14 protein-coding genes, 2 tRNA genes and 2 pseudogenes are annotated in these 15,298 nt (G+C 34.7%); 6 read left to right on the top strand and 12 right to left on the bottom strand.

Features of this window, described 5'->3' with window-relative positions:
• Positions 1-8: 8 nt before the first annotated feature.
• Both OOK82_RS06025 and OOK82_RS06020 read right to left on the bottom strand, forming a co-directional pair.
• On the bottom strand, positions 9-407 hold the full coding sequence (locus OOK82_RS06025; RefSeq protein ID WP_029237639.1) for a DUF1284 domain-containing protein: 399 nt from the start codon (positions 405-407) through the stop codon (positions 9-11).
• Complete coding sequence (locus OOK82_RS06020) at positions 404-931, bottom strand: biotin transporter BioY (RefSeq protein ID WP_264686743.1); 528 nt, start codon at positions 929-931, stop codon at positions 404-406. Before OOK82_RS06020 ends, OOK82_RS06025 begins: the two co-directional genes overlap by 4 nt.
• An 85-nt stretch (positions 932-1,016) precedes the next feature.
• Between OOK82_RS06020 and OOK82_RS06015 the strand changes: the two genes are divergently transcribed.
• Both OOK82_RS06015 and OOK82_RS06010 read left to right on the top strand, forming a co-directional pair.
• Positions 1,017-1,607: a nitroreductase family protein gene (locus OOK82_RS06015; protein ID WP_010403959.1), complete on the top strand. Its 591-nt coding sequence runs from the start codon at positions 1,017-1,019 to the stop codon at positions 1,605-1,607.
• Between the two features lie 116 nt (positions 1,608-1,723).
• Positions 1,724-2,551 (top strand): annotated as a pseudogene (locus OOK82_RS06010) (IS630 family transposase).
• 28 nt (positions 2,552-2,579) lie between these two features.
• Here OOK82_RS06010 and OOK82_RS06005 read toward each other — a convergent pair.
• Positions 2,580-3,460: pseudogene (locus OOK82_RS06005) on the bottom strand (IS110 family RNA-guided transposase); the annotation flags it as partial.
• Positions 3,461-3,630: 170 nt separating this feature from the next.
• A complete protein-coding gene (locus tag OOK82_RS06000; protein ID WP_264704572.1) occupies positions 3,631-4,305 on the bottom strand; it encodes a glycoside hydrolase family 5 protein in 675 nt (224 codons plus the stop codon).
• A gap of 105 nt (positions 4,306-4,410) precedes the next feature.
• Between OOK82_RS06000 and dapF the strand changes: the two genes are divergently transcribed.
• Positions 4,411-5,205: a diaminopimelate epimerase gene (gene dapF / locus OOK82_RS05995; RefSeq protein WP_010403976.1), complete on the top strand. Its 795-nt coding sequence runs from the start codon at positions 4,411-4,413 to the stop codon at positions 5,203-5,205.
• Between the two features lie 6 nt (positions 5,206-5,211).
• On the opposite strand, the gene sucD is transcribed toward dapF, so the two are convergent.
• The 8 genes from sucD to hemF all read right to left on the bottom strand — a co-directional run bounded on the left by sucD (position 5,212) and on the right by hemF (position 10,797).
• Positions 5,212-6,093, bottom strand: coding sequence for a succinate--CoA ligase subunit alpha (sucD, locus tag OOK82_RS05990; protein WP_064085491.1), 882 nt, complete (start codon positions 6,091-6,093; stop codon positions 5,212-5,214).
• A 3-nt stretch (positions 6,094-6,096) separates the two neighbouring features.
• Entirely contained in the window at positions 6,097-7,257 is a 1,161-nt protein-coding gene (gene sucC / locus OOK82_RS05985) for an ADP-forming succinate--CoA ligase subunit beta (protein ID WP_264686746.1), read from the bottom strand.
• A gap of 30 nt (positions 7,258-7,287) precedes the next feature.
• Complete coding sequence (gene rpsU, locus OOK82_RS05980) at positions 7,288-7,488, bottom strand: 30S ribosomal protein S21 (RefSeq protein ID WP_007302350.1); 201 nt, start codon at positions 7,486-7,488, stop codon at positions 7,288-7,290.
• 198 nt (positions 7,489-7,686) lie between these two features.
• Positions 7,687-7,760 (bottom strand) — tRNA-Pro (locus OOK82_RS05975).
• A gap of 122 nt (positions 7,761-7,882) precedes the next feature.
• Positions 7,883-8,578 (bottom strand): 16S rRNA (uracil(1498)-N(3))-methyltransferase, encoded by a 696-nt coding sequence (locus tag OOK82_RS05970; protein ID WP_015588133.1) that lies wholly within the window; start codon positions 8,576-8,578, stop codon positions 7,883-7,885.
• 32 nt (positions 8,579-8,610) lie between these two features.
• Positions 8,611-8,682: transfer RNA gene (locus OOK82_RS05965), tRNA-Glu, on the bottom strand.
• A 68-nt stretch (positions 8,683-8,750) separates the two neighbouring features.
• A complete protein-coding gene (locus OOK82_RS05960; RefSeq protein ID WP_264704571.1) occupies positions 8,751-9,890 on the bottom strand; it encodes a hypothetical protein in 1,140 nt (379 codons plus the stop codon).
• 82 nt (positions 9,891-9,972) lie between these two features.
• Entirely contained in the window at positions 9,973-10,797 is an 825-nt protein-coding gene (gene hemF / locus OOK82_RS05955) for an oxygen-dependent coproporphyrinogen oxidase (RefSeq protein WP_264686747.1), read from the bottom strand.
• 159 nt (positions 10,798-10,956) lie between these two features.
• Between hemF and OOK82_RS05950 the strand changes: the two genes are divergently transcribed.
• The 3 genes from OOK82_RS05950 to OOK82_RS05940 all read left to right on the top strand — a co-directional run bounded on the left by OOK82_RS05950 (position 10,957) and on the right by OOK82_RS05940 (position 15,229).
• Positions 10,957-13,437, top strand: a complete 2,481-nt coding sequence (locus OOK82_RS05950) for a response regulator (protein ID WP_264686748.1) — start codon at positions 10,957-10,959, stop codon at positions 13,435-13,437.
• Positions 13,438-13,523: 86 nt separating this feature from the next.
• Positions 13,524-14,366, top strand: a complete 843-nt coding sequence (locus tag OOK82_RS05945) for a ParA family protein (RefSeq protein WP_010404000.1) — start codon at positions 13,524-13,526, stop codon at positions 14,364-14,366.
• Complete coding sequence (locus OOK82_RS05940; RefSeq protein ID WP_264686749.1) at positions 14,363-15,229, top strand: ParB/RepB/Spo0J family partition protein; 867 nt, start codon at positions 14,363-14,365, stop codon at positions 15,227-15,229. The genes OOK82_RS05945 and OOK82_RS05940 overlap by 4 nt, the downstream gene beginning before the upstream one ends.
• Positions 15,230-15,298: the final 69 nt, after the last annotated feature.

The raw sequence follows: 15,298 nt of genomic DNA, 5'->3' as shown, positions 1-15,298 counted from the left end.
GGCAGATACTATTTAGAATGAGTTAAAAGAGCACTTCTACACATTCCATATGGTTGCCAATTACACTCCTCACATGCGTAGTCAAATTTCTCTAAAGACATTTTCTTTCTAATTCTTTTTACTGCTTTACTCCAGGTCAAAATCTCGCCAATTTTTATTCCTAAAATTTCCATATGCCTTCTATCTAGCTCTAAAACTTTAGCTTGTGTGGTACATTTACCTTGTTTAGTCTGGTTTGGGCAAACACTACAAATAGTGTCAAGATTATCAACTACTTCGATTTTAGTATTAGGATCACTAATTACTTTACTTGCTATCTTTTTGTAATTTTCTACAAAGCTCTGAGAATATCCATACCCTTGAAATGCAAGAGTGCACATAAAATGATGAGGACGAAACCTTATCACTTTTTCAAATACTGCAAAGCTGCTACAAGTAGAAAAATTTTTACCAAACCAGGAAGGATGAATGGTAAAACACCCACCATTATTGCTTGTTTCAGACCCACGTAAATAGTAAGCCAACTCATACCACAAATAAAGATTACGACTGTACCCGCCAGACAACTTAAAGAATTACACATAAATGATTTATATTTAGAGTTCAGTAATTCATTTACTCTGCTCATTACTACAACAGCAACTAAACAGCCAATCAAATATCCACCTGTTGGCCCGAGAAAAATGTGATAACCACCAGAAAAATTCGCAAAAACAGGCAATCCTGCTGCACCAAGTGATAGATATGTAAGCACAGAATAGAATGCTGTTCTGCGGTTAAATTTAAGCCCAATAAGCATTACTCCTAAAGTTTGCAATGTGATAGGCACAGGCTGCAATGGTATGCTTATTTGAGCCATCAAGAATAAAAGTAAAACGCAAGACAATATTTCAGCCAGTGTTGATCTGCTGCTAGATTGTGTTATAAACATACTTTCCCAATAAAAATAACTTATTAAATGTCATATATGTGTATGAGAGGTTTTGCAATTTAAATTTTGCTCATATTGTGCTACAATGAATTATTTATGCACTATTAAATTAAAAATGATGAGTAAACAAGATCTATTATCGTTGATGAAAGCAAGACACAGCGGACGTTCATACGATCCTACAAGAGCAATATCTCAGGAAGACATGGATATTTTAATGGAAGCTGTAAGGCTGACTCCCTCATGTTTTGGTGATGAACCCTGGAGATACGTAATATGCAACAAACAGAACAATCAAAGCGCATGGGAAAAGCTGCTAAATTGCCTTGATGAATCTAATCAAAAGTGGGCAAAAGATGCACAAATACTAATTATATCTCTAAGCGCTAAGAATTTCCGTAAATCTGATAAAGGTGAAAATTTTTGGGCTAATCACGATACTGGTGCAGCAAATTATGCACTTATGCTACAGGCTGCAGCTATGAACTTAATGGCTCATCAAATGGGTGGATTTGATAGAGATAAAATAGTAGAAAAATTCAACATATCCGATGATTTTAATGTAATGTCAGTGATAGCGGTTGGTTACGAAGAAGATGGCGCTGAAACAAGTAAGAAGAAAAGAAGACCAATAGAAGAAATATTTTTTTATGATGAGTGGCCAAAAACTAGTTAACTTACTTTGACCACCCCTCTCTCAATACCTTAAAAATAGGATTATCTGGTAAGTATAGCTCTTTTCATAATAGTCCAAACGAGGTAAAATAAGGTTTTATAGTAGTGAAGGTAAGGATGCCAGCAGCATATAGTTATAAAAAAAGCAATGGAAGCACTAGAAGAAGGAGAAAGCAGGGAAACGGTGGCAGCAAGATTTAAAATTGGAAGAACTACGTTATGGGAGTGGCAGCAAAGAAGAAAAGAAACAGGAGATTTTCAGTCAAAAAAACTTGGAAATGGAGGTTATAATCACAAAATTACTGACTGGAATAAATTTACTGAATTTGCTAAAAAATATGGTGGTATCGGAAATGGCTAAGCTTTGGAGCAATGTTAGTATCCCAACGATCCATCGAGCTCTTAAAAAAATTGGACTCACACGCAAAAAAAGACATATGGATACAAAGAAAGAAACGAAGAAAAACGCGCTGAATTTTTGAAAATTATAGCAACAAAAGAACCTCAAAACTTAGTTTATATAGATGAGTCTGGCATTGATAACACCGAGTTATGGATATTGCCAGAAGGGACAGAGGTTTTATGCTCTAAAATCTGGTAAAAAAATTCAACGAATCAGTATGATTGCAGCCTTAAACGGCAGAAAAATAGTTGTTCCGTTAACATTTGAAGGCCACTGTAATATGGATATCTTTAATAAATGGTTTGAGCAGTTTCTGACACCGATTTTGAAACCTGGACAAACTGTTATCCTTGATAATGCTACTTTTCATAAGTCTAATAAGATTTGCTAAAGGAGTTGGCGCAGAAATTTTATATCTACCGCCTTATTCTCCCGATTTTAACAAAATTGAGCATTATTGGTTTGCTATAAAAAACAGAGCTAGGAAAAACATCCCTCTATTCACATCTTTTCGTCATGCTGTTGATTCCGCTTTTCTATAAGCTTTTCGGACTATTATGAAAAGAGCTATAGTATATCCAATCCAGGAATTTTGGTAAAATCTATACCAGTTACTCGATATAATTCTTCATGCAAAGCAAAGTTTGGTTTACTTTTTCTGTGCTTATTTTTCTCTTCACCTAACTTTTTACTCTCATCAGACTTTATCTCAAATGTTTTATAATATTCTTAAATGCTCCTGTCACATTCTGCTACTTTTTCCTGATAAATATTATATAGCTCAAATTCTTGCTTTAATGTAAATAGGTGTTCTTTTCTATAGTTTCCTGCTAATGCTTTTGCAATAACAGATTTATCACTTTTTATTCGTCCATCTCTTAGTTCAGCCAATTTTTCAGGATTATTCTCACCATCTATTATTGCTTTAATAATTTGCATTCCAGTTACACCAGTTGTATCGCTTATAACTTTATGTAGTTGAATATTCATTTGTGTTAGCGCTTTTTGCATACGCAAAGTATGTGTAGAAGCATTTTCAATTAAATTTTTACGTTGCCGAACATAACTACGCAATACACACATTTGATCATCTGGCCTAAATGACCCTTGGAGTAACCCGTAACTGTGTAGTTGTTGAATCCATTTGCACATCTGATTTTCTCCCAGGTACATTTTTAACATGTTTTGCGTTTACCAGTTTTACTTCAAATCCGTGTGATTCAAGTACTTGAAACAAAGGAATCCAGTACACTCCTGTTGACTCCATGGCTACTGTATTAACTTTACATTTTTTCAACCATTTTGCTATGTTGTAGAGATCTTCCGTAAAGCAGCTAAATTTTTGTATACGTTGTTCATCGCTTCCTTCGGGTACACATACATAATGTACAGCCGAGCCAACATCGATTCCTGCTGCATTAGATCTCTAATTTACTTTTGAACTTTGCCATTTTTAATCTCCATTATATAATAATCCATAATTGAGAAGTGCTTAAGCTTGGGACGGTTGAGTTATACATTCTTCTAATCGAGGTAGCCCAAAAGGCTCAATCAGTGGTTCGACCGTTCCTCCAAAGCCACGCTGTCCTACGGACACTTAAGGCACCATTGCACAGTTCGGCTATAACTGCAAAAAGCTCTTCTCTACAAAATTATACATAAAATTTGCCATACACTCAGCTAGGAAGTTTCTTTTTGGTTTGACAGGTTTTATCTGTCCGGCGCTGTCCAGTATGATAGGGGTTTTTAGGTCAATTCGGCGGATGCTATATACCATGCTGCTATAAAACCTAAATAAATCTTTCTGAATTCGACTTTGTTCTACATTATGAATGGCAGAATTGTTAGTATTATAAAGCCTTTCTGGATGTGGTTCATTTAAGATATTATATACAACAATGGCAGGATGGTCCTTAAGTTCTCTTGCAAGATCTTGCCAAAATTTTGCTGCTTGTTTTTGAAAAGCTTGATCTGACCATAAACGTAAATCATCTTTATCGTTATTATTTTGCTTCCATCTAGATCCAGGTAAGCTAAGCATCGTTAACACTACTGGTATTTTTTGTTGATGAAAAGCATCTAAAACATCTTTCAGAACTTTCAGGTCTTTGGAAATCAGGCCCGGATAATTGTCTGCATTGCCTAAGAGGAAGTCACGTTGCGTAGTTTCAAATTTGTCAGGAGCAAGACGAATAAAACCAATTTTGTATTCCTTTGCTGCTTTGATTAAGTCACTATCAACTTTTCTATTGAAAACATTTGCTCCCTTTCTAACTCCAGTTTGCCAAAAGAGCATTTTGCTGTTCTCCGGTATTGACTTAGCACTCACATTACAGAAAACTATAGAATACAAAACAGCTGTAATTAGAAGAAAAATTTTCACTTATATAATTTTGCTATAATGGTAAGTAACCTAACAGACAAGATCCCGTTTGTAAAGATGCATGGTACTGGCAATAGTTTTGTTATCATAGACTCACGTTCAGCAAATAATTTAGACTGGAATTATAGACAAATTGCTGATCAAGGCAGTTGTGATCAAGTGATAATTATAACAATGTCTAATGCTGCAAACTGCTTTATGCATATCTACAATGCTGACGGTAGTCGAGCTGAAATGTGTGGAAACGCAGCACGCTGTGTTGGATATTTGATAATGTTAGAAAAAGGTACTGAATATATCACTATTGAGCTGATAAATAATCGTATCTTAGAATGTTTTAAAGTAGGTGATAAATCAATAAAGGTCAATATGGGTAAACCACTGCTTAAATGGAATGAAATTCCTCTTTCTTGTGAATGCGATCCCCTTTATCTACCTATAGAGCTTGAAATGCTGAAAGAGCCAGTTGCAGTAAATATTGGTAACCCTCATATAGTTTTTTTTGTTGATAACATAAGCGAAATACCATTGCAGAATTTAGGACCAAAGCTAGAAAATCACGAATTATTTCCTCAGAAAACAAATGTTAGTATTGCACAAATAGAAAAATCTGGAGAAATAAACTTAAGAGTTTGGGAAAGAGGAACAGGTATTACTGCTTCATGTGGTAGTGCGGCTTGTGCAGCATTTGTTGCATCTATACTTCGTAAGTGTTTGGCTACTAAACAAACTTCAGTGCATTTACCAGGAGGTCAGTTACTGATTGAGTGGTCAAAAAATATACTGATGACTGGGGATATAGGGTTTTTATGACCTAGGCTAGGCACTGACACTCATTACTTCTAACACCTTTTTACCAATCACAGCAGGGGTTTCTGCAATCGCAATCCCAGCACTGCGCATAACCTCTAACTTTGCACCAGCACTTCCGCCACTAGAGGAGATAATAGCCCCAGCGTGCCCCATACGTCTTCCTGGAGGTGCTGTTTGACCTGCTACAAAACCAACGATTGGCTTTTTAGTTTTTTCTGTTTTCACAAAATGTGATACATCCTCTTCTTCGTTTCCACCTATTTCACCAATAACTACAATACCATGAGTATCGTCATCTTTTAAAAAGAGCTCCATACAGTCAACAAACGTCATACCATGAACAGGATCCCCTCCAATTCCTATACATGTTGACTGACCAAGACCAACAGCGGTTGTTTGTGCTACCGCTTCATAAGTTAAAGTTCCAGAACGAGACATAATTCCTATATGTCCACGTCTGTGAATATGTCCTGGCATAATTCCTATTTTGCATTCTTCGGGTGTAATAACCCCTGGACAGTTTGGGCCAATCAATCGACTGTTTGAACCAGCGAGAGCGTGCTTTACCTTTACCATGTCAAGTATAGGAATGCCCTCTGTGATGCAAACTATTAATTCTATCTCTGCATCTATTGCCTCAAGTATTGCATCAGCTGCAAATTTAGCAGGTACATATATCACAGTAGCATTCACATCAGTTTTTTCTTTAGCTTCTGCTACGGTATTAAAAACTGGTAAATTAAGGTGAGTGCTTCCACCCTTGCTAGGAGTTACACCGCCAACCATTTTGGTTCCATAGCTAATTGCTTGTTCTGAATGAAATGTACCTTGTGCACCAGTAAAGCCCTGGCATATTAATCTTGTATCTTTATTTACTAAAACAGACATACTCTACTTCACCTCTTGTACTATTTTCTGTGCAGCCTCGTCAAGTTCGTCTGCAGCAATAATATTTAGCCCTGACTCTTCTAAAATTCTTTTTCCTTCTTTAAAGTTAGTGCCTGATAATCTAACCACTAAAGGGACCTTAATATCTATTTCTTTTGCAGCTTCAACTATTCCATTTGCAATGATATCACAACGCATTATACCGCCAAATATATTAACCAAAATTCCTTGTACATTACTATCAGATAATATAATTTTAAATGCTTCAGTGACAGTTTCCTTACTTGCTCCACCACCAACATCTAGAAAGTTAGCAGGCTCTGCTCCATAGTACTTTATTATATCCATTGTTGCCATAGCAAGACCTGCACCGTTCACCATGCAACCAATATTGCCATCCATTTTGATGTAACTAAGTCCATGTTTTGAAGCTTCTATCTCTTCTTTAACTTCTTCATCATAATCACGAAGCTGCACGATTTCTGGATGACGATATAAAGCGTTGTCATCAAAATTAATTTTAGCATCAAGTGCAACAAAATCCCCGGAATTTGTTTCAACTAGTGGGTTAATTTCTATTTGGCTTGCATCAGTTGTAATAAACGCATCATATATATTTTTTGCAATATTTGTTATTCTTTCTATTTGTTCTGAATTCAAATTAAAATTATTGGCAAGTTTACTGTTACCAAGATTTGTAAAACCAGTAGCAGGGTCAATATCAAATTTCACAATTTTTGTAGGAGAATTTTTTGCCACTTCTTCAATATCCATTCCACCTTCTGAGGAAAATATAAATACTAACCTACTGAGCTTTGGATCAACTACTAGACTCAAATAGTACTCTTTTTTAATGCTTGAACCTTCCTCAATGTATACTCTTCTTACCTGCTGTCCACTAGGCCCTGTTTGATGAGTAACTAAAGTTATGCCAAGCATGTCCTTTACAAGTTGTTGAGCTTCTTTAGTTGACTTTGCTAGCTTTACGCCACCAGCCTTACCCCTACCACCTGCATGAATCTGAGCTTTAACCACAAACACGTCAGATTTTAGTTGATTTATTTGAGTTTCTACTCCTTCTGCAGATGTAGCAACAAAACCCTTTGGTACCGGGACATTAAACTTGTGTAAAATTTCCTTTGCTTGATATTCATGAATATTCATAAGATAACTAATTATTAACCTTAGTAAAAACTACCAACCATAACGCTGTCTTCTGCATTCTTGCTGATACCTCTTTTTCCTTGCTTCAGCTTTTTTTTTAGCTGTTTTCTCTGATTTCTTTTCGTGATATTTTTTTTTCATTTTGAGCCCTCTTCCTTCCTTTTGAATTATTTTTCTCAACACTGGAAGAGCTCTATCTACATCACCATAATGGACTGATACTTCAATCAAACTCTATACCTCCTTCGGTAATCACTTCAAAATCCATTTATAAATTAGAAAATTAACATTGTCAATTATTTTATAAACTTGAGCGATAGAATATGATATGCAGTGATTTATATGAAAAAAGCTTCATTCTGCTGTCAATCATTTACTTGCTGATAAAAATTGCTCTTAGGTTACAGTGCTCTTGTAATTTTTCTAATCTCGGGGCGGAGAGATTTGAACTCCCGACCCTTTGGTCCCAAACCAAATGCGCTACCAGGCTGCGCTACGCCCCGACTTCTTTACTAAGAGTATCGATAGTTCGGAAAAATGCAAGTTTCATTTATTTCTTTTAGGAAAAATATAATGCAGATTTCTTTATATAGAGTGTCAAGTTGCACTAGCCATATTAAAAAATCTAGCTATACCAATTGGTGAAGGTTAATGCAGCAACTACAGCAGTATCAACTCTCAAAATTCTTTTTCCTAGACTCAGTTTCTGACAAAATTTATTGGCAGAATCAAGTTCGTAAGATGAAAAACCACCTTCGGGGCCAACAATAATAGCAACGTTTTTCTTGCCTTTTAGAACTTTATTAGGAGGTTGTCCTTCACCTGTTTCATCACACAAAACAAAATTTTTATTCTGGGAATCGGATAATTCACAAAAATTAATAGGAAGAAAAATCTGTGGTATACTTGTCCTACCGGATTGTTCCGCAGCTTCAATTGCCTGTAATTTCGCTCTACTTAGGTTAATGTTTTTTACTACTGTACGTTCTGTTGAAATAAATTGAATGCAGGTTACTCCCATTTCAGTTGCTTGTCTTACTATGTTGCTTAAGGCGCCGCTTTTTACCAGAGCACAATACAAATATAGATTTTTTTCATGTTGTTGTTGTTTAGTGCGTTCTTTTATTATAATTTTTGTCGATTTACTTGATATATTCACTACTTCTCCTAACCATTCTCCATCCTTTCCATTAAAAAGATAGATGTTATCATGCTTCTTAAGCCGCATTACATTGTAAATATAGTGACTTTGTCGTGGATGAAGAGCCAAACTTACATTTTGTGATAAAGCTTCTTCAACATAAAGCCTAATTTTTTTCATTCAAAACTTTAGTTATTTGCATTCTGTTTGAGTGACTCTTACGGGATTTGAACCCGTGTTACCACCGTGAAAGGGTGGTGTCCTAACCACTAGACGAAAGAGTCGACTTGAATCTAACTGAGTTATATCGATTATACATATAAAGTCAATTCAATTATTTTGAATCACACAGTTAGAGTGATATATCAGTGATTTTATATCGACAGCCTCCTATTACCCCATGTTCAATGCTTACTGAACCTATCTCAGATTTAGGAGCTTTAGATCCTAAATCTAATTTTTGTTCAACTTTTGTATCTGAATCATAGCCAGAATCGTATCCAGAATCTCTACGCTCAAAATTTTGCCTTATTTCTTTTACGTTAAAGCCAGCCTTGGTCTTGATTTGCTGACTCGCTGGCTTATTAGCACTTTGCTCATTTAGTTTTACTTGCAAATTATTCACTTTATCCTGCACTAATCCATGATAAGTCCCAGAATTATCTTTTATATGTTTTGCTTGTCTTTCTGATCTCTTTTTCGATAAATCTACTTTAGCATAAATAGGCTCTGGTTGCTCTTTATGATTTAAGCTAGTGGGCTTTTTTTGCTCTGAGAAATCATCTACATCTTCATAAATAGGTTCTCCTGATATACTAGAATAACCACTATCTTTCAATGATAAATTTTCAGTAGATCTTTTATGCAAATCATATACTTCAGCATAAATGGATTCTTCCGATACGCTCAACTCTTCTAATGAGTTACTAACCTTAGCGTCATATACCTCATCATAAATGGGCTCTTTTAAAAGTAAAATATCATCATGCTCAAAAATTCTAGGAGGTTTTTTAGGTGAGTTGGCCTTAAATTTTAGCTCTACTTCCTCTTTAAGCTTGTCACAACTTTCCGTTTGTTTCAAAATCTCCAATATTTCTTTTCTTTCTTTTTTTATTAGCTCACCAAGCACTAAACAACATTTTTCTTTACGATCTTTGAGACTGTCCTTATCTCCGTACTGCATAGCTTCTGATGCTATTTTGTATTGAAGGATTACATTTCCTATACTATTATTTATTTCATTAATATTTGCTCCAGCACTAATAAGTAACGTCATTACATTACGATCAAGATTTGTTACTGCATACTCTAAAGCTCGATTTAAAGTTTGATCATTATTCAAGTCAAATGACCCCTTGTTCCTAAAAGGATTAATTCTAGAAAAGAGTTTTTCAAAGCTGTTTACTATATTATGAAGACTTAAAGCTAGCCTCACGCCTCTTATATTGCTATTTCTAGCGGATTTAATTAAAAAACTATCTACTATACCCATGATTGTACCCCTCTATATAAAAGCTCACCATTGTGGTACAATTTTAAACTATAACGATTTATTTTATATTAATAACCGCTTTTCACACCCACTTGACAAGAGGCGGCATCGACATCATAATTGCATCGGGGTTACCATTAGTCATTAAACCAAACCTTGTACCACGATCATAAAGAAGATTGAACTCCACATATCTGCCACGTTTTATCAATTGTTCTTCTCGTTGTTCTTTTGTCCAAGATTTTTGCATATGTTTGTGTATGATGTGTAAGTAAATTTCTAAAAAGGCTTCACCTACTGCTTTTGTGAACTCAAAATCATTTTTCCAGTTGCCAGAAGTTAGATTGTCATAAAAAATTCCACCAATACCACGTGGCTCTTTTCTATGTTGTAAAAAAAAGTAATCATCACATTGCTTTTTAAATTTCGGATAATATTCGATGTTGAACTCATCGCAAGTTGCTTTAATTGATTCGTGAATATACTTGCAATCTCCCTCATCTTTATAAATTGGAGTAAAGTCCATTCCTCCACCAAACCATTGTTTTGAGGTATATATCAGCCTTGTGTTCATATGTGCTGCAGGGATAAGGGGAGATTGCATGTGAGACACTAAAGATATACCGCTTGCCCAAAACTCTCCATTGCTTTCACTTGCACCAGGAATTTCATTAATGTCTGAGTCTGCGAGCTTTCCGTATACTCTTGAAACGTTTACTCCAACTTTTTCAAAAATATTACCAAAGATAATTGTAGATTCACCACTTCCTCCACCTGGTCGGTTCCAATTTCTTTTTTCGATTTTTGGTTCTGTGAATGACTGTAACTCAATTGATAAGAAAGATTCGGTGATCTTGTTTCTCAGTGCGCAGAACCATTCAAATGCTTGTGTCTTTTGTTTTTCCATAATGCCTTCTGTTGGCTTATTAATATTATTGTACTCTATATTTACAGGAATTAATTAGATTGGGATAGTAACTACCCATCAAGGATGTTAATAAATCTATAATAATTCAATCAATATAGTAGAATATTTTTATATGTGCAAGGATGCCAAGCAATAATAATGAGTAAAAGATACATAGATAACAAAAAAGAGAACAGAGTTGACTTCATACTAAGAAATTATGGGATGTCAATTATTGTGATGGCAGTCATTATGTTCTTACCTCCAATAGCAATATCAGTACTCTATTTTTCTAATGTATATAGTCAGCATGTTAATATAGAGATTAATTTATTAATTAGCATTCTAATGACTCTCTTTGTGGCATATAATATAAAACGTTACAAGTATCTACTTAATATCATAGAGTTTCAAAATGCAATATTTGCAAATGCGCTGAATCATAATACAGAGTTTTGTCTCATTTTACATAAAGATGAGGGTATTATTTATGCTGATGCGAGGTTCTACGAAAGGTTTAAAGATCACATAAACGATGATGTTACGCTAGATAAAATTCTTGAAGCAGGAGATGTGTCAGAAAAAGACAGAAAATCACTCTATCATGCGTTAAGAAATAACACTTCTGTAAAAGTATGCATTTCATTAAGCAAGAAGAGTAGAATATCTAACTTTCTTTTGCTCTCTGAACCAATACCGGATAATCCACAAATTGCTATAAATAGTAATAAGACTTTAAATTTATCATTAGCCCCAATAGCAAGACCGAATGGGTATTTTGTACTGAAGGCAACACAGGTAAACAAAGAGCAGGTATATGAAGAGTTGATAGAGAAACACAATATAGCAACTTACGTTGCAAATACAAAAGGAGGTATCTTATCTGTAAATAAAAGATTTTTAGACATGTTTGAACTAAAAAAATTGGAAAAAGGTAGCTCAATCAATGATTTTATATCTCAATCTAAGTATGACGATACAATAACCAAAAATGAAATTATGTTTTTTACTATAAGCGGTGCTCCATTTAAGGCTTATATGAGTACTGCTATATTTTGTGATAAATACAATCATAGCTATATACACGGCTTTATAACACCAACTGAATCAAATATTGTTGATTATCAACTACACCCTTGTTTTACAAATTCGTCAATTGCTATTGCACAATGCGACATAAATGGCAATTTTATAAAGAAAAATATAGCATTAGTAAAACTTGCGGGGTCAAATAATGGTTCTATCTTTGCATTGATATCAGATGGTTATCATATGAAAGTGCGTGAATATTTTTCAAGTAATAGGATAAATAATGCGTCCTTTGATGTGCAGCTCAATTGCGGTAATAACATGAAAATATATTTTAATAAGTTTCTTCATAATAAAGTGATGTTCATACTTTGTTATTTTATTGATAATACTGAACGTAAAAAACTAGAGATAAAACTTGAGCATTATCAAAAGGTGCAAGCTATAGGGCAATTAGCAGGTGGTATTGCACATGATTTCAATAATATATTAACCGGAATAATAGGATTTTGTGATTTGCTTTTACTCCAGCACTCAGCTAGCGATCCATCTTTTGGAGATATAATACAGATACAGCAAAATGCAAAACGTGGGTCAAATTTAGTAAGACAACTGCTTGCTTTTTCAAGAAGACAGACTTTGCAGCCAAAGATTATTAATGTAAATGGTACGATAGCTAATCTTTATGAAATGATCAAAAGATTAATAGGTGAAAATATAAAATTTAATATTTATTATGGTAGCGATTTGGGTGCTGTTAGGGCTGACCAAGGACAATTAGAGCAAGTTATGCTTAACTTAGCAGTTAATGCTGGTGCTGCTATGGAAAAGGGGGGAGAGTTAACTATACGAACCTTTAATCAAAAGGTTGATTCATTAAATTCTACACCTCAGGATATGTTTTCTCCAGATAAGGAAACGATTGAACATGGGAATTATGTTGTGATTGAAGTGATTGATACTGGATGTGGAATGACGAGTGATATAATTGAAAAGGCATTTGATCCATTTTTTTCTACCAAAGATATTACTTCTGGTACAGGTCTTGGCCTCTCTACTGTATATGGCATTATTAAACAAACCGAAGGATACATCTATGTTGCTAGCAAAGTGAATCATGGAACTAAATTTAGCATATTTTTGCCCATAGTTTACATATCGGATGAAAATGATAAAGAGGAAGATAGTAAAGAAATAGAGAAACCGGTAGAGATTAAAGGTAATGGTATAATTTTATTAATTGAAGATGAAGATTCAGTAAGGGAATTTACTGCTAAGGCTCTTACAAGAAAAGGATTTAATGTAATAGAAGCGAGTATAGGCAGCGAGGCACTAGAGATCATTAGAAAAAAAAATCAACACATAGATCTAATAATCACTGATGTAATCATGCCAGAGGTGAGTGGTCCAGAAATAGTTAAAGAAACATTGATACATAGGCCAAACATCAAAGTTATTTTTATTTCTGGGTATACAGAGGATGCTTTTTTAAAGAGCGATGAAATCAATATAGAAGACTTCCATTTTTTACCCAAACCATTTACTCTGAATGAGTTAGGAAATAAGGTTCAAAGTGTGTTACACAAGACAAAAAAAGGCAGTTTACTTTGAGCATGATTGGCAACAAAAAAATTTTTCTAATGCAAAAATTTCTTGCATATATACAATAGAGTTATTTTATACATAAGATAAAAGGCGTGAGCAAGATCATTGCAATAGTAAATCAAAAGGGTGGAGTTGGTAAAACTACAACTAGTATAAATTTATCAACAGCCTTTGCTGCTGTGGGAAAAAGTACTTTACTGGTAGATCTTGACCCTCAAGGAAATGCTAGTACAGGACTTGGGATTTCTTATCGTAGCAGGGAAGAAAAAAATATATATAAAATACTGCTGAGTAGCGAAAGTGAATTGGTGGAATCGGCAATTTTCAATATAAAGGAAATTCCAAATCTATCGCTGATTTCATCAGTGGTTGACTTATCAGCTGCAGAAATTGAGCTATCACAACTTGAGCAGGGAAAATTCGTACTAAAAGATACGCTAGAGAAAGTACGTAATAATTATGAGTACATAATTATCGATTGTCCTCCATCACTTGGTCTGCTTACTATCAATGCTCTGACCGCTGCTGACTCGATTATTGTTCCTCTTCAGTGTGAATTTTTCGCTCTGGAAGGATTGAGCCATTTAGTTAAGACTGTAGAGCTGATAAAAAGAAATAACCTAAACCCTTTCCTGTTAATAGAAGGAATATTGCTCACAATGTATGACAGACGCAACAAACTTAGTGAGCAGATTAAAAATGATATTTGCCAATATTTAAATGATAAAGTATATAAAACTATTATCCCCTTGTATGTGACCATTATTCCACGTAATGTACGGTTATCAGAAGCGCCTTCTCATGGAAAACCTGCTATTGTATATGATCTTAAGTGTCCTGGTGCACAAGCATATATAAGTTTGGCAAAAGAAATTTTAAAGAAACACATGAGCATCTGTAAAGAGAAAAAGCTGATAAGTGAGGGTGCAGCGTGAAGGACAATAGGCGCTTAGGTAGAGGTCTTGCTGGCCTCATAGGCGATAATTATGGTAATAAAGAAGATCGGTTACCTATTTCATTACTACACCCGAGCAAATTTCAGCCGAGAAAATATTTTGATGAGGAGTCATTAAAAGAACTTGCAGGTTCGATAGAGAAAAATGGTATAATACAACCTGTTGTGGTGCGCAAAGATCCAAATAATGAAGGTTATGAAATAGTAGCAGGGGAACGTCGTTGGCGGGCAAGTAAAATTGCAAATCTTGATAGTGTGCCAGTCATCATAAAAGATTTAAATGACAAGGAATGCTTAGAAGTATCGATAATTGAAAACATACAGAGGCAAGATATTAATCCAATAGAAGAAGGTGAGGCGTACAGAAAACTAATAGATGAATTCTCCTATACACACGAAGAATTCGCCTTAACTTTAGGTAAAAGCCGCAGTCACATAACCAATATGATACGAATGCTGTCACTCCCTAATGGAGTAAAAACAATGATCAACGAGAAAAAATTGTCTATGGGTCATGCAAGAGCATTGATTAATGTTGAAAATGCGGAAAGTATTGCAGAAAGAATAGTTTCTCAGGGCCTGAGCGTTAGACAAACTGAAAAATTGATAAAAGACTTACAACAAAATAACGACCGAAAAGAGCATAATTGTACTAAAAATCAAGATATGGCAGCATTAGAAGGAGCTATATCTTCTCAGCTTGGTTTAAAGATCAAAATTAATGACAGTAATTCTAAGGGTAAAGTCATGATACGTTATAACAACTCAAATGAATTGGATTTTATATTGAAAATTTTGAATAGAAGACTTGAATCAGCTATTAATGTCGAAAGTAGCTCATAGAAATTTCTTGACAAACCTTCCCACTTTCCTTGCAATGGAAGTGAAATGGTGGAGTTTGTCAAGTAAGTT

Source organism: Wolbachia endosymbiont (group B) of Apotomis betuletana (assembly GCF_947250475.1).
In the GTDB taxonomy this organism is placed as follows: Bacteria; Pseudomonadota; Alphaproteobacteria; order Rickettsiales; family Anaplasmataceae; genus Wolbachia.
This window is presented reverse-complemented; position numbering and strand designations above follow the sequence as displayed.